This is a genomic window from Gimesia aquarii (genome assembly GCF_007748175.1).
GTDB classification, from domain to species: domain Bacteria; phylum Planctomycetota; class Planctomycetia; order Planctomycetales; family Planctomycetaceae; genus Gimesia; species Gimesia aquarii_A.
In genome coordinates this window covers 1,072,031-1,090,611 of the sequence record NZ_CP037422.1, presented here as the reverse complement: position 1 = coordinate 1,090,611, position 18,581 = coordinate 1,072,031, and the positions used below count along the sequence as shown (strand labels likewise).

At 48.8% G+C, this 18,581-nt stretch carries 15 protein-coding genes and 1 tRNA gene; 7 read left to right on the top strand and 9 right to left on the bottom strand.

Features of this window, described 5'->3' with window-relative positions:
• Nucleotides 1-96 precede the first annotated feature (96 nt).
• A complete protein-coding gene (gene lhgO / locus V202x_RS04440) occupies nt 97-1,293 on the top strand; it encodes an L-2-hydroxyglutarate oxidase (RefSeq protein WP_145171582.1) in 1,197 nt (398 codons plus the stop codon).
• Between the two features lie 23 nt (nt 1,294-1,316).
• Complete coding sequence (locus tag V202x_RS04435; RefSeq protein ID WP_145171580.1) at nt 1,317-2,492, top strand: glycosyltransferase; 1,176 nt, start codon at nt 1,317-1,319, stop codon at nt 2,490-2,492.
• A 58-nt stretch (nt 2,493-2,550) separates the two neighbouring features.
• Here V202x_RS04435 and V202x_RS04430 read toward each other — a convergent pair whose 3' ends face one another.
• The 3 genes from V202x_RS04430 to V202x_RS04420 all read right to left on the bottom strand — a co-directional run bounded on the left by V202x_RS04430 (nt 2,551) and on the right by V202x_RS04420 (nt 5,162).
• Nucleotides 2,551-2,739 carry a DUF6435 family protein gene (locus V202x_RS04430; RefSeq protein ID WP_145171578.1) on the bottom strand — a complete coding sequence of 63 codons (189 nt, stop codon included), beginning with the start codon at nt 2,737-2,739 and terminating at the stop codon, nt 2,551-2,553.
• A 123-nt stretch (nt 2,740-2,862) separates the two neighbouring features.
• Complete coding sequence (locus tag V202x_RS04425; RefSeq protein ID WP_145171576.1) at nt 2,863-4,035, bottom strand: hypothetical protein; 1,173 nt, start codon at nt 4,033-4,035, stop codon at nt 2,863-2,865.
• Nucleotides 4,036-4,358: 323 nt separating this feature from the next.
• Complete coding sequence (locus V202x_RS04420; RefSeq protein WP_145171574.1) at nt 4,359-5,162, bottom strand: DUF1080 domain-containing protein; 804 nt, start codon at nt 5,160-5,162, stop codon at nt 4,359-4,361.
• A 235-nt stretch (nt 5,163-5,397) separates the two neighbouring features.
• Between V202x_RS04420 and V202x_RS04415 the strand changes: the two genes are divergently transcribed.
• On the top strand, nt 5,398-7,833 hold the full coding sequence (locus V202x_RS04415; RefSeq protein ID WP_145171573.1) for a hypothetical protein: 2,436 nt from the start codon (nt 5,398-5,400) through the stop codon (nt 7,831-7,833).
• 147 nt (nt 7,834-7,980) lie between these two features.
• The gene (locus tag V202x_RS04410; protein WP_145171571.1) at nt 7,981-9,096 is read left to right on the top strand and encodes a hypothetical protein; all 1,116 of its coding nucleotides are present in this window, start codon (nt 7,981-7,983) and stop codon (nt 9,094-9,096) included.
• 311 nt (nt 9,097-9,407) lie between these two features.
• Here the strand turns inward: V202x_RS04410 and V202x_RS04405 are convergent, their stop codons facing one another.
• From V202x_RS04405 to V202x_RS04395, 3 genes are all read right to left on the bottom strand, one after another.
• Complete coding sequence (locus V202x_RS04405) at nt 9,408-9,932, bottom strand: hypothetical protein (protein WP_145171569.1); 525 nt, start codon at nt 9,930-9,932, stop codon at nt 9,408-9,410.
• Nucleotides 9,933-10,118: 186 nt separating this feature from the next.
• Nucleotides 10,119-10,661, bottom strand: coding sequence for a mismatch-specific DNA-glycosylase (locus V202x_RS04400; RefSeq protein ID WP_145171567.1), 543 nt, complete (start codon nt 10,659-10,661; stop codon nt 10,119-10,121).
• A 32-nt stretch (nt 10,662-10,693) separates the two neighbouring features.
• Nucleotides 10,694-12,061, bottom strand: coding sequence for an aspartate aminotransferase family protein (locus V202x_RS04395; RefSeq protein ID WP_145171565.1), 1,368 nt, complete (start codon nt 12,059-12,061; stop codon nt 10,694-10,696).
• Between the two features lie 597 nt (nt 12,062-12,658).
• Between V202x_RS04395 and V202x_RS04390 the strand changes: the two genes are divergently transcribed.
• Complete coding sequence (locus V202x_RS04390; RefSeq protein ID WP_145171563.1) at nt 12,659-13,798, top strand: NPCBM/NEW2 domain-containing protein; 1,140 nt, start codon at nt 12,659-12,661, stop codon at nt 13,796-13,798.
• Between the two features lie 162 nt (nt 13,799-13,960).
• Here V202x_RS04390 and V202x_RS04385 read toward each other — a convergent pair whose 3' ends face one another.
• Both V202x_RS04385 and thrS read right to left on the bottom strand, forming a co-directional pair.
• The gene (locus tag V202x_RS04385; protein WP_145171561.1) at nt 13,961-14,464 is read right to left on the bottom strand and encodes a hypothetical protein; all 504 of its coding nucleotides are present in this window, start codon (nt 14,462-14,464) and stop codon (nt 13,961-13,963) included.
• A 158-nt stretch (nt 14,465-14,622) separates the two neighbouring features.
• Nucleotides 14,623-16,803: a threonine--tRNA ligase gene (thrS, locus tag V202x_RS04380; protein ID WP_197993393.1), complete on the bottom strand. Its 2,181-nt coding sequence runs from the start codon at nt 16,801-16,803 to the stop codon at nt 14,623-14,625.
• A 273-nt stretch (nt 16,804-17,076) separates the two neighbouring features.
• Between thrS and V202x_RS04375 the strand changes: the two genes are divergently transcribed.
• Nucleotides 17,077-17,150, top strand: a tRNA-Val gene (locus V202x_RS04375).
• A 115-nt stretch (nt 17,151-17,265) separates the two neighbouring features.
• Nucleotides 17,266-17,688 carry a hypothetical protein gene (locus tag V202x_RS04370; protein ID WP_145171557.1) on the top strand — a complete coding sequence of 141 codons (423 nt, stop codon included), beginning with the start codon at nt 17,266-17,268 and terminating at the stop codon, nt 17,686-17,688.
• 62 nt (nt 17,689-17,750) lie between these two features.
• Here the strand turns inward: V202x_RS04370 and V202x_RS27360 are convergent, their stop codons facing one another.
• The gene (locus tag V202x_RS27360; RefSeq protein WP_197993223.1) at nt 17,751-18,314 is read right to left on the bottom strand and encodes a pentapeptide repeat-containing protein; all 564 of its coding nucleotides are present in this window, start codon (nt 18,312-18,314) and stop codon (nt 17,751-17,753) included.
• Nucleotides 18,315-18,581 lie beyond the last annotated feature (267 nt).

Below are 18,581 nucleotides of genomic sequence, written 5' to 3'. Positions count from 1 at the left end.
AGTTATGATGTCAATGAAGGTGAGAGAGACCCAGATTGGAGTTATTGTATTGTGGAGTATAAGAGTCTGCTTTCCATTTGAGTATAGAAGTCATCCATGAAAACAGTAGATGTAGCAATAATTGGCGGCGGCATTATCGGATTAGCCACCGGTTGGAGGATCTCACAACGCTTTCCTGATAAATCTATCCTGGTTCTCGAAAAAGAAACCCAAGTTGCCCAGCACCAGACGGGACACAATTCCGGCGTGCTGCATTCGGGCATCTATTATAAACCCGGGTCATTAAGGGCCACCAACTGTCGCGAAGGCAAAGAAGAGATGGAAGCCTTCTGCGATGCCGAAGAAATCGCCTGGGAAAAATGTGGTAAGGTGATTGTCGCCGTCGATGAAAGTGAACTCTCCTCCCTTAACACCATCTTTGACCGCGGTCAGCAAAACGGCGTGACCTGTGAAATGATTGGCGAGGAACGGCTCAAGGAACTGGAACCGCATGTCGCAGGCATCAGAGGCATTCATGTACCGGAAACCGGTATCGTCGACTATAAACAGGTCGCTGTCCGACTGGCAGAACGGATTCAGGAAAAAGATAATCAGGTAGAGACCACTGCCGAGGTGACAGGCATTCGGCATCACGCCGACTATCTCACGATTCAGACCGGACTGGCAGAGTATTCTGCGAAGCACGTCATCAATTGTGGTGGCCTGTTCAGCGATCGCGTGGCCCGCATGGGTGGCGCGCGGCCTAATTCCAAAATTGTTCCTTTTCGCGGTGAGTATTATGTGCTCAAACCACAGGCGCAACACTTGTGTCGTGCTTTGATTTATCCCGTTCCGAATCCTGAATTTCCTTTCCTCGGCGTGCATTTCACAAAGATGATTCACGGCGGCGTCGAATGTGGCCCCAACGCGGTCTGGGCGTTTGCCCGTGAAGGTTATTCAAATCGGCATATCAATTTCCGTGACATGTTTGAATCAGCCACCTATCCGGGTTTCCTGAAGATGGCGTTCAAATACTGGAGGACGGGCGTCAAAGAAATGTGGCGTTCGCTGAGCAAATCCGCGTTCGTCAAAGAACTACAGCATCTGCTCCCCGAAATCAAAGCCGAAGATCTGGAAACCGCCCCCGCCGGTGTTCGCGCACAAGCTTTGGGTCCGGATGGGAATATCATTGATGATTTTCTCATCGATGAATCCGACCGCATGATTAACGTGTTGAACGCTCCTTCGCCAGCCGCTACGTCTTCATTAAGAATCGGTTCGATGGTCACTGATCGGCTCGCAGCTCATTTTTAGCACAAAGAACAAGGCAACGCCTGATGCAAGCATCGTTCATCACATTCTGGGGCTGGGCTACCGTCGTATTCTGGTCCGTGTTACTTGTGCCGTCGATTGTGATGATGGTGCGCAAGCGTTTGTCCCGCTGCGTCGCTCAGACCGAAGCTCCCGAAACCTGGCCGCTGATTTCCGTGATCGTACCCGCCAAAGACGAAGCGGAAACCATCGAAGTCACACTCAACTCGCTCTTGGCCACCAATTATCCTTGCCTCGAAATTATCGCCGTCAATGATCGTTCGACAGACGAAACCGGCGCGATTATGGAGCGTGTCGCAGAGAAGGCAGCAGCGCAGGAAGAGATTTCCATGCAGGTCCTCCAGATTGAAGATCTGCCGTCCGACTGGCTGGGAAAATCGCACGCCATGCATCAGGGAGCGAAGATCGCAAAAGGGGACTTATTGCTGTTTACCGATGGCGATATCGTTTTCGATCCGCAGGCGATCACGAACGCCACGCAAATCTTTCTGCACAAGCAACTCGATCACCTCTGTTTGATTCCCCAACTGGCACGTGGAGGAATTATTGAATCCGCGTTTGTGACGTATTTTGGTTTTCTGTTAGCAGCAGGCACGTATCTCTGGCTGGTCCCCTCACGATGGCAGCACGTTTATATTGGCGTGGGGGCGTTTAATCTCATACGCAACTCAGTTTACACTCGCATTGGAGGCTTTGAAACCATTCGGCTCGATGTGATCGACGACATCAAGCTCGGAAAGCTGGTCAAACAGCATCGGTTCAAACAGGATTTCTATCTGGGCATCAAAGAGCTCAAAGTCCGCTGGCAACCCTCGGCCTGGGGCGTCATCACCGGCGTCGAAAAGAATGCGTTCGCTTCTCTCAATTATTCGTTGAAACGTCTCTCCGTAGTCACATCGCTCTACGTCCTGTTGTTTTTCGTCCCCTTTATCATGCCCTTCTTGTTTCCGATCGCTCAGACCGCTGGCTTTGTTGTAGCTCTGGTCCTCTTACATCTCAGCTACGCCATATTGGGGAGTCTGTTTCGTTCCGGAATTCGTATCACCCCGTTCCTGCTCTACGCCTCGCTGGCACTCACATTCGCTTTCTGGCGCTCAGCCTGGATCACACTCAAAAACGGCGGCGTCAAATGGCGCGATACGGTCTACCCGCTCGATGTCCTAAAAAAACACTTATACTAAAAGCTCAAATATTTCGTGTCGTTCGTGTTTTTCGTGGTAGTAAAGAAGCGGTAGCGAATTAATCAGAATTCTTTTCAACCGTTTCTGCAAGACGATCAATTTCCTGCAAGATCGTTTCGGCTTCTGCCATCAAAGACGCGTAACCCTGAATGTTCCCATTCCGCTGTGCATCACGCGCCTGCTCCAGCTTCGTCGCGTATTGGGCCTCTAATTTCTTTTTGGGATTGCCGCGAAACCAGCCAAACATCGTTCAGGTCCTCTAAAAAACGTACAGATTATGGTGTCCTAAAGTACTATAGTCGTTCGGCTCCGGTTGGCAATTTTATTTATTGGATTCATGCAGTGAATCGAGTGTTTCTCTGCGCAAAGCTTATCGTCCAATTTTAGAGAAATCTTTCACCAGAGCACGGCCAATCACTCCGCTATTCTTCGATTTGTCTTTGCACGGATCTTTCACCTCACCGGTGCGATAATAGCCGTGATAAAACATCCACACTTTGCCGTTCTCTTCCCGTAATGTCGGAGCGAACAAGCCTGTGACATGACATTTCGAACTCATCAGACCGGAGTCATGCCATTTCACACCGTTGTTCTCAAAAATGAGTGGATGCCATTCTGTGAAGTCGCCTGTTTTGCTCCCGTCCGGCGTGCTGGATTCCGTGATCCAGAGTCCTTGTTTGGAAAGGTCCTGCTGGTTGTAGAGGAACCCGGCAAAGTAGTAGCGTCCATTCTTGACAAGTACATCGATCGAGAAGGGCCCCGTTTTTACAAATTGATTGGTAAACGGCACTTTATGTGTCAGTCTTTTTTTGTTTCCCCAGGTGATTCCGTCCTGACTCGTAAGATGCACAAGGGAAGCACCACCATCCTTTGGTTTGCTGACGGCCTGATACCACATATGCCAGACGCCGTCCGCTCCGCCTCTTCCTGAGCCTGCTTCGTAGTAAACCGATTGATCACCGATGAAGCTGGAATTATTCATCCTTTCCCACGGCTCGGTACCCGTGGCAACGGGCTTACCATGTTTCACCCAGCGTTTCTGTTTGTCGTCCCATTGTGCAAAACTGATCTGATAATGTTTCTGTCCATTTTTCTGTGTCGGCCAGCCAACATAGTACAACCGGCCCACAAACTTTTTGGCTGTGGCATCATATCCAAAAACGTATTTGGTGGTCTCAATCGTGCGATCATCCCACGAACCTTTGGGACCTGGTGAAATCACCGGATGTGGTTGCACAGTCCATTTAGAGGGGGCGGCACTCAGCGGTTCACCGGGGGGCAGGTTGGCAGCCAATACATGAATGGGCAGGCCCTTTTCAAAGTCGAGCTGAATCGAATTAAAAAACATCCACCAGCGGTTACCAAATTTGACAAGCTCCGGATCAGAAGCCACAACCCAACCTTTGGGTAGATCCTTATTTGAAATCATAAGCGTTTCATCGACGGCCAACTCCTTCTCGAAAACCTCTGCCGAAGCCTGAGAATGATTCCACGTCAGTGTAGCCAGGAGTGCCAGAACGGCGAGATTGCGATGTCGATTCATTACAAACCCTTTCTATCGTGTATGGTCTATGGAAGATCGGGCGATAACGATTGTTCGAAATAGGCTCACTTCCCGGGGGTCATTCGATACGGGACGCTATTTCTTAGCAGAATTTTGCAGATTTGAGCTAAAATATGGGTTTTGTCTGAATGCACTTGTACTAAGAACGACTTCGAAAACGTGAAAAGGTCGTTTTCGTGTCTTTCGTGTTTTTCGTGGTAGTAAAAAATCGTTCTAGTAAAATTAACCGGAAGCATCTTCAACCGTCTCTGCAAGACAATCGATCTCCAGCAAGATCGCTTCTACCTACGCTGTAGAAATTGCTAACGCGATTGTTTGGGTTTCCGTTTTTTTCTGCCTCCCCCTTGAGGAACGACTTTGACGGCGGTTTTAGGAATCGGCGCTTCTTCAGCCGTGATGAGGGGCAGGTCATCGGGTAGTCGTTTGAGATAAAAATCTTTGTATTGAATTGTCATCGGCGGGCCCACGTGGACTTGTACTCCCAATAGACCGGCGAGGTCGCGTCCTTTTTTGTCGAGGTCGATCACGTCGATTGTTTGATGACCGTCGATCCAGTGTTGCAGGTGGTTGCCTTTGGCCAGAACTCGAAAATCGTGCCACTCTCCCGCGGGGAAGGTTTTGACCAGCAGCTTGCCGACCACCCAGGGCTGTCCCGCCGTGTCGATGATGACCTTCTTCCCGGTGCGGGCGAGAATCCGCCGTTCTTTTTCTTCATAGAGCATGCCGTTGTATTCGGGACGATTCGAAACCACATCGCATTGATAACCGGTGAGCACGGTATCGCCGAGATCGTGAAACTTTTTACTGCGATATTGAATTCCACTGTTGCCGCCGGGAGAAACTTTGACCTTCACTCGTAATTCAAAATTGCGAACAGGCTGGCCTTCATAAATGATAAAACGATTGTACTTCAAACTGCCATCCGCTTTGCCTGTGAGTGCCCCGTCTTGAACAGACCAGTATTTGTCTGATCCATTCCAGTTGGTGAGGTCTTTACCGTTGAAGATTTTTTCAAAACCAGAAGGAGTCTCTCCACCCACGACAGGAGCGATCAAAGCGAAGCTGAGCAGGAAGCAAAAGCAGGGTGCCTTTGGAATATGAAACATGGTGTGTCCTCAAGGTAAGTGAATCGTTAAACCATCTCTTATATCCGATCATATCGTATTGTGAGAAACATGTTAAACATTCTTCAACAGGAAAGTGCAAAAGATTCTCAAAGGATATTTACACGCTACACACAGGGCTAGTTGCAATGTTACAATGATTCTCGTTGCGTTTCTGGAATATAGTCAAAATCAGCCCCATTGAGCCTCCCCTTATTCCCACAGAGAGACCACAACCGTGATCAAGAAATTCTCCTCGCTCATTCCCTTTGTCATTCTGTTTGGTCTCTTACTGTGTGACATGCAGAGCTTGCCGGGGGCAGAGTCGGTTCCCGTTGACCTTTCGCAGATCGCCGACGATGTCATTATCAACGAGGAGAGCAAAACCTACGACTCTCATCCTTCTGCGGTCACGATGTCCGATGGCTCCACGTGGGTGGCCTGGAATGCGTTCAAGAATAGCCGCGATCAAATTCTACTGCGTAAAATCGAAGCGAACGGAACACTAGGACCGATTCAAACTGTCAGTAAACAGGGAGCCGTGCATGGCCATCCGACTGTGGTTTCAATGCACGGCGATTCACTGTGGGTCGTCTGGTCTGCGAAACAACCCACTGGTTGGACAATTTTGGCACGCGAGTATCGAGCGGGTAGAGGGCAGAAAGTAGTCACTGTTTCCGATGCGGAGATCGATGCCATTCAACCGACGGCAACCCGCATTGCCGACGATCAACTGATGGTTGCTTGGAGCGGCAAGCAAGGCGGGCGTTTTCGCATTCAAGGCCGTGTGCTTAAAGGGAAGGAGTGGCAGAAACCGTTCACGATTTCGACTGACACGGTGGATGCCTTCCGTCCCGCGATTGCTGTTGAAGAGTCAGCGAATGTGTGGGTGGTCTGGGATCAGTATCGTCACAAGCGGTACAATGTCGTTGGGCGAAAAGTCGCCCCCGAAGTCGGTCCGATGGAAACAATTTCCCCAGCCGAGATGCACGGTTTACAGCCAACGATTCTTTCCACAAAACAAGGTCTGTTTGTCGCCTGGCTACAAAAACAGGATGTCGTGGGCGGCCCGGGGGTGATCAGTCAGTGGCATACACTGCATGTCGCGAAGCGTGGTCCACAGGGGTGGAAACAGATTCAAGATGCAGAGGGGAACCGTGTCGCGGCAAAACTCACACAAGGCTTGATGGCGCAGATCGAACCCAAACCGGTTGCCACAAGTGGTTATCTCGGCAGACGTACGGCTCCGATGTTACTCGCTGACGGAGAGGACCTCTGGCTGTTATGGGAACGAAAATCAGACCATCGCGGATCGACGGCCAACCCACGGGGAGACCTGGTGGGACGTCGCATTCAACAGAACATACTACAGCCTGCGGCTGTGTTGTATCAGGGAAAGGTTGATTATCATCTGGCACATCCCGAACAAGCGATCGATAACAAATTTGCTCTGCTGGCTTCGAATGTGTTTGGCGGGGGACGTCGTGTGTATCATCGTCTTGTCGGTGATTTGAAAAAGCAAACGAAGTTTGAACAGGAACAATGGGCTGGCTGGCAACCAATCGAGCTTCCCATCGAGCGGGAAGTCACCACGCGAAGAACGATTCAAGCCGATGGAAAAACTTTGAAACTGTTCTGGGCAGACATGCATTGTCATAATAATCTTTCGTCCGATGCCGAGGGGGAACCCGATGAGTTGAACGTTTACGCCCGAGACCGGGCCGCTTTGGATGTGGTTGTTTTTACGAATAACGATTACTACATCGTCCCGTTAACACAATACGAATACGAACTGGGTAACTTCTTCGCGAATGCGTTTACGCAAGAACAGAAGTTCCTTTCACTGCCCGGCTATGAATGGACGTCCCGCATTCCCGGCGTCAAAACGGCGAAAGCCGCTGATCCTGGCAACTGGACGCATCCTTATAAAAACCGTTCCTACCCCAACCATCGCAGCGTCGTTTACCCTTCCACGGGAGGCCCCGTGGTGCGGTTTGTTGAAGTGGAAAATGACATCAGCCAATTGAACACAGCCGTTCAAAAGACGGGTGGTATTACCTTAACGCAACACCCGGCCTTCAAACCATCGGGACATCCCGTTGAAGTGGGCATGGAATTAACCTCGGGCTGGAGTAATTACATCGCCCGTGTTCCGAAACTGTTTCATGGCGTCCTCAATCGCGGCGGAAACCTGGCGTTTGTGGCCTGTGGGGATTCTCATCGTCGCGCTCCCGGATTGAGTGGTGCCTTGACGGGAATCTACGCCGAAGAGTTAACGGCGGAATCGATTCTCGACGCCTTAAAAAAACGCTGCTGCTTTGCCACAAACGGTGCTCAGTTCTTTGTCGATACTCGCGCCAATGGTGCCTTGATGGGTGAGGAAATCACAGCGCAAGATGGTACGATCAATCTAGCTCTGCAAGCAATCGGCACACGTCCCATTGTTTCAGCCATGTTGATTCACAATGGCAAGGAGATCAAAACATTCACAGGAACGGGAGCAAAAGAATTCAGCACTGAGTATCGTTTGACAGATTTACCTCCTGGCAGACACTGGTTCTACTGGCGAATTGTGCAATCGAAAGATGCCCCCGTTCTGCCCGGAAACCTGATGGCCGCCCATGGACATCTTGCCTGGTCAACGCCACATTTTGTGAATGTGGGACTTAAATAATACACACAAGGGGCTTAGTTATAGCCTCTTTCCTATCCAACATCTCTAAAATTGTTCTTACTCGATCCTGCCTGAGCCACTACAATAGAGTTCGAAAGAAAGAGCGTGCCTTTACTAAAGTCTTTTAATACTCAGGTTGAAATTCACATGAAACGATTTTCCGGAACGATCGGTGTTTGTCTGATATTAGCACTGCTGCTACAGGAAAATCATTGTTTGCAGGCACAGCTCTCGATTCCGAAATCAACGAAACCTCAGGGAGCTCCGATCAAAACTTCCGTTTCGGTCACATTGCTCATGGAAAATACAAGTTCGGCTTTGTTTGCTCAGGAGTGGGGGCGGATCTTTCGTGATTTGAATATTTCCATTCAGACCCGGCGTTCTTCGGGCGATGACAAGCCCGAGATTGAACAAAATGTACGGGGCACGTTTCGTGAAGTCCGCCTGATTGGCATATTAGATCGGAGGGGTGAGGTTCAATTTCCAGGACACAAGTTCGCACGCAAAGATGTGGGGAAACTCAAGGAGTGGCTGAACGAACTCAAAACTTATGGCGCTCAAGGTTCACCCGACAGTAAACCCCTCTGGGGTTTATCAGCTGACCAGTTTCGAACCGTCTTTGCCGAACTCTCCGAGCCAGCTCCCGTTAATGTGCAGGGAATGTCTCTGAAAGAAGCGATCAGCAAACTTGATTTTCCTAAAACACTTCTTGTGAGAATGAACATCGATGCGGAAAAACGGGTATCAGAAAAATATCAAGATCTCAAAGTCATTCCCGATCTCGGAAAGCTGGCGAAAGGAACCGTGCTCGCAATTTTATTGAAGCAGTACGGATTGGAATTTTATCCCTCACGTACTCCCTCGGGTTCCCTGGAACTGGTTGTGACTCCGATAGGATCGGTATCCAGCGCGTGGCCTATCGGCTGGGAATTGAAAGAGTCCCGTCAGAAAACGGCACCACGTTTCTTTCAATTGATTCCTGTGGAACTAACGAACGTTCCACTAAGAGACGTTTTGCTGGCGGCGTCTAAAGCCTCAGGCATCCCGATGATTGTCGATGAGTATGCAGTCCAGCAAAAAGGAGTCGATCTGGACCAGGTCAAAGTCAACATTTCGAAAAAACGAACGACCTGGGGCATTCTGATTCGTAACGCCATCGGCCGCGATGGACTCACGCGCAAGCTGGTGATCGATGAACGGGGACAACCCTTTATCTGGATTACGGTTTTTGTACCGAAGGTTTCATCTGCGATTCGCAAGTAATTCGCTTTGAAAAACTTTCATAGATCGGGTGGTTCCGAATGCAATTCGGAATTGTCGTCAGACAACAGGAGGTTGTAGTGAATATGATCTATTAAGAAACAGCATGCCGTTCTGAGCTTGAAAACACAGGTAGCAAGTATGCGCTGAGTTGAAAAGTGAATTCTCAACCTCCTGCTCTCTGTGCTCGGCCCGAATTTCATTCGAGCCCACCCTTGTTTATGAACAAAATCCTTTCGAACGATAATCTCTGAAAATACAACAACCGCCCCTGTATGGTAGATTCTTAATTGCGTTTCAGGATCGTTCAGATATTAAGGAGCAGGTGGCACAGGGGGAGGCGCTGTTGTTCCCGCAGCAGGCGGTGGTTCTGGTGAAGGTGGAATGGATTGGGGATACGGTTTCTTCGGTGTCACAGGGGGGCTTACTTTCCCATGATAGGGGATGGTCATTGCGCCGTTTGGGATGACACTCGGTGTCGGTTCATTCGGCGGTGTATGCTCATTTTCTGTCGCGCCGACATTCACTACAGCTTCATAAGGAGCCGCACCAGCTCCTTGTAATCCGCCAACCAGATCGGGTCGCGAATATTTCACATCACGTCCCGGAGTCACTCCATATTGCCAGTGGAAATAAGAAACCTGCCTTGCTTTGTAAGGCATATGTTCTTGTTTTTGCAAAAAGATGGCAGGCGCACGCAACGTATTATAATCGGCCCACATACTGGCCAGGCTATACCGTTCTCGACGGACGAGACAGCCTTGCAGACTGATCATGGCAGTACACAGCAACAGCAATATCAATCGACGCCAATTTCGTTGCGTGATAAAAGCTGGCATGGGGAATGACGTATTTCCTAAATGAGTACAAGTAGAATAGCTGACATTGATTGCGCAGTTTCTCTGATCGGATATAGATTTTTATCGTCGAAAGAAATGGGAGGGATTAAATCAATTCAGCCCGAATGAAAGCCAGCCTGAGAAAAGAGCCTTTATTTTGTAAAATAGGGAGAATGGGAAGAGTGCTTAGCGCCACATTTCGGCAAATATCTTTCCCAGTGCGGGAAGCTGGTAGTGCGCGTTCAGGCCACTTGGATTGGGGAGCACCCAGAGAGAAGCGTTTCCGATGGTCCGTTCCTGTAAACCGAGTTGAGCCTTGGGTTCCTGAAAGGCTTTCCGATAGGAGGTGATTCCCAGGAAAACCACCTTTTGCGGACGATACTTAATGACCTTCTCGGTGAGGATTTCCGCACCTTCGAATAGTTCCGTTTTGGAAAGTTCGTCAGCTCGTTTGGATGCTCTGCTGACAATATTCGTCAGGCCACCTCCCCGTTTGGGGAGAAGGTAATCTTCAAACGGTGAATAGAGTCGCTCCGTCACACGACCTTGATACATGGCGGGCCAGAACCGGTTGCCGGGACGCGCAAAGTGATGTCCGACTGCAGCCGAGTACAATCCGGGGTTCGTACCGACAAACAGTGCCTTCAACCCCTTCTCAATGATATCGGGAGTCTGTTTATGAATTGCTTGTTCCAACTCTTTCGCAGTTGGTTTCCAGATTTCATCCACGTTCAATCGACTCCGAGAGTTTTCGCATTGTATCAATCGATGAAACCATCGGCGCGAAGTGCATCGATGGCCCGTTCGAAGGCATTCACGGTGAAGCTGATATCCTCATCCGTGTGTGCAGCCGTGGTCATGGCGCCCCAGCCGAACCAGTCGACCCCATTCAAGAGCAGGGCACAGCGAAACGCGTGGCCTAACTGCGCATCGTGTTTGCAGTCCAGACGATCAAAGTCATTATCGTAAGGCACAAATTTGTCATCCACGGGCCGCGGACCATCGTAGCCGGGAAGCACTTTGATAATCGAAAACTGACCATAGACGGCCCAGTTCACATTCTTACGTGTCAGGACTTCGTTCATCCCCATTCGCAGTTTCGCGCCGCTCTCGTTGGCTTTCCGACAGGGCTCTCCATTTTCGATCAACTTGAGAGCAGAGACGCCTGCCGCCGCCGAAAGTGGATTCGCATTATAAGTTCCGGGGTGCTTCATTTTTTTGCCGAACGGATTATCAAAGGCAATCGCCTGCATCAGATCGGCGCGACCGGTCAAACAACCGCCGGGTAATCCGCCGGCAACGATTTTTGCCAAAGAGGTCAAATCGGGGACAATCCCACAGACTTCCTGCATTCCCCCGGGCGCGACTCGAAAACCACTGATGACTTCATCCATAATCAGCAGCACGCCTTTGTCAGCCGTCAGTTGTCTTAGTCCTTGTAGAAAACCATCCTCCAAAGGCACTACACCCCAGCGGCTGCCCGTAGCTTCCACAATGATACAGGCCGGGTCATGTTCGGCAATCGCTTTCTCGACCAGCCCCAGATCATTGGGACGCACGATAATCAATTCATCAGACACGCCGTGCGTGACTCCGGGCATCTTATAGGTTTTGTCATCGTGTGGTGGTTCGGCGGCCTGAGCTAAGAGATCGTGCCAGCCGTGAAAGTGACCGGCGAATTTCATGACTTTTGTTTTTCCGGTAGCGATTCGCGAGACGCGTAACGCCATCATGGTGGCTTCAGTTCCGCTACTGGTAAAACGCACCATTTCACCAGAAGGGACCAGTTTGCGGACAAGTTCCCCCCACTCCAGTTCCAACTCATGACAGGCGCCGAAATGCGTTCCTTTCGCAACCTGATCCTGAACCGCCTTGACCATCTGCGGATGACTGTGCCCCATGATCAGAGCACCGTGACCACTCCAGTAATCAATAATATCGTTGCCGTCCACGTCATATTTATGTGAACCTGTTGCATGATCGACATAAATGGGAAACGGTTGCATATAGCGACCATCGTGAGTCACCCCACTGGGAAACAAAGTACAGGCCCGCTGGTACATCTGTGAAGAGGTCGGAAACTTCGCAAAAAACTCGGTTTCAATCTGTTGTCCCACAGCTTGGCTCATAGTGTACTACTCACATAAAACAGGTATAGAATGGATCTGATGCTTTAACAGAAACGATGCTGTCCGCGCATTTCATTTTAGAATGCAAAATGAAACTCACTTCCGTAATTTATATCGGAATGGAATCTAAATATCAAAGTGTTCAGAGTAGGAAAGCTGGTCTGAACAACCAACTTTCGGTCTGAATCAATCGACGAATCCTGTGAGCGACAGTGCGCTGGCACTCGGTACTTTGCGACTTTATTTCGAATTGCAATTGAGTGTGAATTACCGATTGCAGATCGAATGACGAATAGAACAGTACCGGCGGCTAGCGCCGAGCCGCTCAAATAGATCGTACTTTAATCCCACATTTCCCATTTGACTTCCCACACTTTGACACGTGATTTGCGTCAGACCTTTGAATAACAACGTAACGTTATGATTAGGTACCGAAAAAATTTGCCTGGAGCGGTTTCGGACTCAATCCAAATGGGAATTCCCTGTTTAATTCGTCGAGAAAACGCTTGGAACCCCAGAGTGGTTCACTTATGATAGAAACGTATCCTTTGTTTATTTTGCACATAAGTCTAGACAAATTCTTAATTGGATTTAAAAATGTTAACTCTAAAAAACCAGTTTCTCGTTCACATGCTTAGTTTTGTCTTGTGTTCCCTTATTATTTCGGATGGAACGCAAGTTCTGGGAGCATTTCCACTTTCTGAGAACATCGATTTCTCTGAAAAATACAAGCAGCTGTTACAGAAATCGAAATCGAGATCAGGGTCCAGGAAAGAACTGGCGTTTGAAGCGATCGAGACCAGTCAGGCTGCAATCAAGGCAGGCGATTATTCGTCAGCACTGAAGATCGCGGCATTAGCCGTCAAAGCGGGGAAAGCGTCAGGAAACAACCACGCATATACACTGGCGAACAGTTTAAAACAGCGCTGTGGAATGCTGGTTCGCGAATATCGCAACGTCGAAAGATTTCATAAAAAACTGCAACAGAATCCGAACGACGCAAAATCAGCTTTTCTATATGGACAGTTTCACGCCTTAAAGTTGAATGACTGGAAACAGGGGCTTGTCTGGCTCGCCAGAGGCGAAGATGCGGAATTTCGAACCCTGGCTAAGCAGGAACTTGCGAACTTAAATAATCAAAGTGCGCTGCTGGAGGTTGCCAATGGCTGGTATCAATTAGCTGAGAAAGAGAAAGGATTGACAAAGCGAGAATTGGAAATGCACGCTTATGACTTGTATAGTCGAGCGTGGAATCAATCAATCGGAGAAGATAAAAGGGAGATCAATGAAAAGTTAAGCAAGATGCCCCTGCGGTATCTGAACCACATGCAGGAACTGGATGTCATTCCAGGTGGATGGCCTTTCGGAAAGAATGGTGATCCTGGAAATGGGGGAATATTTACGGTCAATCAGATTGAGTTCCCCAATGGTCTGGGACTGGTTCCACCAAGTAGAGGTTTCGCGCGCGTCTGTTACCAGCTGGATGGTCTATACAATACTTTTGTGACCGGTGTGGCCATCCGGGACTCTAAAACTCAATTTAACAGTACAATTACCTTCATAGTCTTGGGAGATAACAGAGTTCTCTGGAAATCCATCCCAATTCGACATGATAAGGACGTGCTATTCTGTAAAGTTTCTGTCAAAAATATTCATCGACTGGAAATTCGAACTGAAACTCCAGGGATTAATCGGGGGGCATATGCCGTCTGGCTTGATCCACACGTTTTGAAATAGATCTGAATTCATAGGTGAAATGGCCTTGTTGAGAATAGAAAACTCATGCGAGTTTTTTTATGGCCGATAATCTATCTCAATCATCGTCGGAACGCAGCAGAATTTTTGGTAGTGGGTCAGTTTGAATTTTGACTTCGGGCACGGAAGCGTCGAGTCGCTTGACTAGGTGTCGATCTCTTGTTGCTCGTTTTGCGTTAGGTACTCTGCCAGTGCTGAATCGGGGCTGGCCAGTTCGGAAACCAGAGTTCGGAAACCATTCATATCCGTAAGGAACATTGGAATCCAAATATTGTTTGAACGGCTTTGAAGTATCGCCACTTTAAGCCCAAACAGATAGGTGAACGGTCGCACATTCTCTGCTTCACTCCATTTTTGCTCTCGATAGAAACCCCAAAAGTCACGGCATCCAATTCGATCCTTATACACGCTTACCTTGTAGTATGGGACTAGAACTACAAGGGCTACTAGAGCCACTGCAATGACTGCCATTCCAATAATAGTTCCCAAGACTGTGATCAGCGTACCAGAAAAATTCATGTTTTCAACACCGCAAACCGCTGCATCTGCAATCACAACCAATAGAAACCCCGGAATAGCATAGGCCATCACCACAAGGTACATACGCTTGAATGACAGTTTGAATTTGGCGATTGGTTTCTCTTTCATCGGTTCTTTCCCCAAGAGATGTCTTGACTTGCCGAGACTTGATAGCCAGCACATACTTTATCCATGCCTAATCGCTCAAGCAAGAAAAAACGCAAACTGCCCCACTACCGCATTTTTTTACTTAGTGCCCTTTATGATTCTCAAATGATTGATCCCAGTTAATATTCATTCGATTCCTCAGTCTGTCCTTCGATTCCGGAAAAGCTGTTTTCCACAACCTGCCGTACAAGACGATCTTCGACTTCCTGTTTCAGTTTGGAAATTGCATCCCCTAACGGCATTGGTCCCAAGTCACCGTCGATACGGTCCCGTACCGCGACCGCAGTTTGTTCCGCCTCTTTGGGACCGACGATGAACATATACGGAATCAATTCCAGTTGGGCGTCGCGAATTTTCGCGTTGACTTTCGAACTGCGTGTGTCGACGGAAATACGGAATCCGTTCTTGCGCAGTTCGGCTGCCACTTCGTTCGCATAATCGAGTGTCTTGTCGCTGACGGGCAACACACGGATTTGCTCAGGAGCCAACCAGAGTGGAAACGCACCTGCGAAATGTTCGATCAACATACCGGTAAAGCGTTCCATCGAACCAAACGGGGCACGATGAATCATGACCGGACGGTGTGGCTGATTGTCGGAGCCGGTATATTCAAGCTGGAAACGCTCTGGCAGATTGTAATCGAGTTGTACCGTTCCCAACTGCCATTCGCGGCCGATACAGTCTGAAACCATAAAGTCGGCCTTTGGTCCGTAGAACGCGGCTTCACCTTCACACTCTGTGAATGGCATTCCCGAATCGGAGAGTACTTTTCGCAGACTGTTTTCGGCACGTTGCCAGTTCTCTTCACTGCCCACATACTTGTCACTGCCCGGTTCACGCAGCGAAAGTTGCACGCGGAAATTGTCCAGGCCAACCGAAGCCAGAATGAATTTGACAAGATCCAGTGTGATCCGGAATTCGTCTTCCACTTGCTCGGGAGTACAGAAAATGTGCGCATCATCCTGAGTCAGGCCGCGGACGCGCAACATCCCGTTCAATTCCCCCGTTTGCTCGTGGCGATACACGGTTCCAAATTCCGCCAGTCGCACGGGGAGATCGCGATAACTCCGCGGCATCGAGCGATACATTTCCGCGTGATGCGGACAGTTCATCGGCTTCAGCAGATACCGTTCGTTTTTGTGTTCCCAGTCTTTGAGGATTGCAATTTTTTCTTCGCGATTCGCGCCGGGAGGGAATTCGAAATCGCAGTTCATCACCCGTGAGGATTTCCAAAATGTCTCTTCATCCTCAGCCGACAGATTGTCCTCTTCCAGTTTGCGGACCCAGAAATCGACCAGTTGACCGGCATCGTGCCCGAACAGGGGCGCGAATTGCGAGTCGCGATAGTAGGGGAAGTGACCGCTGGTTTCATACAGTTCGACACGCCCGATATGGGGTGAGTAGACCGGCTGATAGCCGAGCCGTGTGAGTTCAACTTTGATGAAGTCTTCCAGTACCGCGCGGATCGTGGCCCCTTTGGGCAGCCAGAGGCAGAGTCCCTGTCCCACTTCCGGATTGATCTGAAACAGTCCCAGTTTTTTGCCAAGCACACGATGGTCGCGGCGTTTGGCTTCTTCGACCTGTTCCAGATACTTTTTCAAATCTTTTTTGCTGAAAAACGCAGTTCCATACAGACGCTGCAACGGTTTATTCCCGGTGTCGCCTTTCCAGTAGGAACCTGCAACCGACAACAGTTTGAAAGCTTTGATTTTTCCCGCGTTGGGAATATGAGGACCACGGCAGAGATCAACAAACTCGCCCTGTCGATAAAAGCTGAGTTGCCCATGATCGGCGAGCCCCGTTTCGATATGCTCCGCTTTAGAATGCTGAGCCATCTCGTTCACAAACGAAACGGCTTCGCCTCGGTCGAGGGAGAATCGTTCGAACGGTTCCTCCTCTTTGATGATCTTTTTCATCTCCTCTTCGATTTTGGGAAAGTCATCTTCGCTGATGGTATGTTCGAGACCAAAATCGTAATAGAATCCATGAGGCAGGGTCGGGCCAAAGGCCAGTTGAATGCCGGGCCAGAGACGCATCACGGCTCGCGCCATTACGTGGGCACACGAGTGCCGCATCACGCCGAGTGCTTCGGCATCGCGATCGGTCAGCAGGCGGAGTGAGATTTCGGACGAATTCGCGATCTCCTGCATGGGTCGGAACGCATCACAAACGGTTCCGTTTACCTCGGCAGCGACCACCGCGTTGGCCAGCCGTTCTCCAATTGATTGTGCGACATCGATTGCGGAGCTGTTGTCTGAGAATTCCTTAACACTTCCATCGGGTAATTTGATTTGAATCATTCGTTTTTTGAACTTCATCTAAAGTCGGAACCACCACAGTCGCCGTTACAAAGGGCTCACTGCTCAGGCAGTTCGAAGGAGGTAGAGTCTTTATATTCGACAAGTTATGTCCGCGTCAATGTTCGCCCGTCCGCAGAAAAATCGTCGGAAACCGCTGAAATTGATATGATCGGTCAGACAGGGCGCCAGACTCTTACTTTCAGCAGTTTTTTTCACAGAAACTCGTCTGGAACTTGACGATTTCTTAATCGGCGCGTACCCTTTTTAACCGCAGGACGATTAGCTCAGTTGGTTAGAGTGCCACGTTGACATCGTGGAGGTCACTGGTTCGAATCCAGTATCGTCCAATTATAAGCCCTTTCTCATTAAAGAGATAGGGCTTTTTTAGTGACCCGGCTCTCGTCTCAGCAGCATCTAATCCAAGCAATACAGAAGAGAGCAGCCCACTTTGAGAGAGTTTTCATGACGATTTCAGTTCAGTGTGACGAATGCTTCCAAAATTATAATGTACGCGATGAACGAGCCGGCCAGACACTCAAATGTAAATCCTGCGGTGCGAAAATCCGAGTGCCGGCCGCTGACGAAGAAATCGAAGATCTATATGAAGACTACGAAGAGCCGAGTGTCCCCACACGGAGAAAAAAGAAACCCGCTTCCGCCAAGAAGAAAAAGAAATCGAAAAAGGCAATCGAGATCACTCCCGGTAAAGTCGTGAAAAAGATATTCGGCTGCCTTGCCATTTTACTTGGCTTACTCATGCTCTTTGGTGCGATTCGAGTATTATTTACCGAGGGGTTGCAGGGTAAACAAGGGGCATTTCCCATAGTAGGATTCTTTGCCGCCACCGGTTGTTTTACAGTTGGCAAAAAATGGTTGACCGATTAAATGATGACTTTGATTGCCTATTCCTTCATTTCGACAGCTGTTAGCGGTTCCAATCAATTTGTTTACAGTTTGGGTTTCTTAGCTTTTAATGCGGGGTCTGGCCCATTGATGAAATAGATTCGGTCTCCGTTTTCATCTTTTCCTTCGACGAGTGAGTATTGATCTAAACGGAAAGTTCTTAAACGTGGATTCATCTTATGGTAATCCTCAATCCATTGGGATGAATTTACAATGGCCCCATGCAGAAAAGCTCCATAAAAAACAGCCAATTTTATGTACGATCCATGAAATTTCGCTCCAGCCAAGCGTGTTTCAAAGAACATGGCTCCCTCTAAGTTTGTTGCTCTGAGGTTCGTGTCGATTAAGTTGGCTCCAAAGAATCGCGCCGATTCCAAATTAGCTCCTAAAAAAGTGGCGCCTTCCAGATTTGTATCGCTAAAGTCGACTCCTTCCAAGTGTGCTCCTCTCAGGCTAGCACCTTTCAGAGCCCCTACCAAGTCATACTCTTTTAATTTTTTCCTACTGAGATCAACATTACTTAGAAAAGCACTATTCAAATCAATTTTCTTTCCTGCTTCCCTTTCAAGTTTGATGAACTCGATGACAGCTTCTCGTCTCGATCGCAAGTTGGCTTTTGGTAATCTCGGTTTTCTGGATGTTGAGTGATTTTTGAGGAACACAGGAATCGATCCACTCTGAGCTTCCCTTTCCTGGTAGAGGATATCTATCAAACGAGTTCGTTTTGCTCTTTTTCTTTCTATAATCTGCTGATCTATCAGTTTTTGAAGTTTCGTATTCTGTTGATTTAGTTGAGTCTGTAGCTTCTTAGTTTTTTGATTTAGCTGGAGCTGAAGCTCTTCGTTTTGTTTCTGAATGGAATGGTTTTGAGACTC

Bases quoted from the DNA above. Each gene is read 5' to 3' on its own strand.
- V202x_RS04395 (WP_145171565.1), bottom strand. From the start codon at position 12,061: ATGAGCCAAGCTGTGGGACAACAGATTGAAACCGAGTTTTTTGCGAAG.
- V202x_RS04430 (WP_145171578.1), bottom strand. From the start codon at position 2,739: ATGTTTGGCTGGTTTCGCGGCAATCCCAAAAAGAAATTAGAGGCCCAA.
- V202x_RS04405 (WP_145171569.1), bottom strand. From the start codon at position 9,932: ATGCCAGCTTTTATCACGCAACGAAATTGGCGTCGATTGATATTGCTG.
- V202x_RS04420 (WP_145171574.1), bottom strand. From the start codon at position 5,162: ATGTTTCATATTCCAAAGGCACCCTGCTTTTGCTTCCTGCTCAGCTTC.
- V202x_RS04410 (WP_145171571.1), top strand. From the start codon at position 7,981: ATGAAACGATTTTCCGGAACGATCGGTGTTTGTCTGATATTAGCACTG.
- V202x_RS04435 (WP_145171580.1), top strand. From the start codon at position 1,317: ATGCAAGCATCGTTCATCACATTCTGGGGCTGGGCTACCGTCGTATTC.
- lhgO (WP_145171582.1), top strand. From the start codon at position 97: ATGAAAACAGTAGATGTAGCAATAATTGGCGGCGGCATTATCGGATTA.
- thrS (WP_197993393.1), bottom strand. From the start codon at position 16,803: ATGATTCAAATCAAATTACCCGATGGAAGTGTTAAGGAATTCTCAGAC.
- V202x_RS04370 (WP_145171557.1), top strand. From the start codon at position 17,266: ATGACGATTTCAGTTCAGTGTGACGAATGCTTCCAAAATTATAATGTA.
- V202x_RS04385 (WP_145171561.1), bottom strand. From the start codon at position 14,464: ATGAAAGAGAAACCAATCGCCAAATTCAAACTGTCATTCAAGCGTATG.
- V202x_RS04425 (WP_145171576.1), bottom strand. From the start codon at position 4,035: ATGAATCGACATCGCAATCTCGCCGTTCTGGCACTCCTGGCTACACTG.
- V202x_RS04390 (WP_145171563.1), top strand. From the start codon at position 12,659: ATGTTAACTCTAAAAAACCAGTTTCTCGTTCACATGCTTAGTTTTGTC.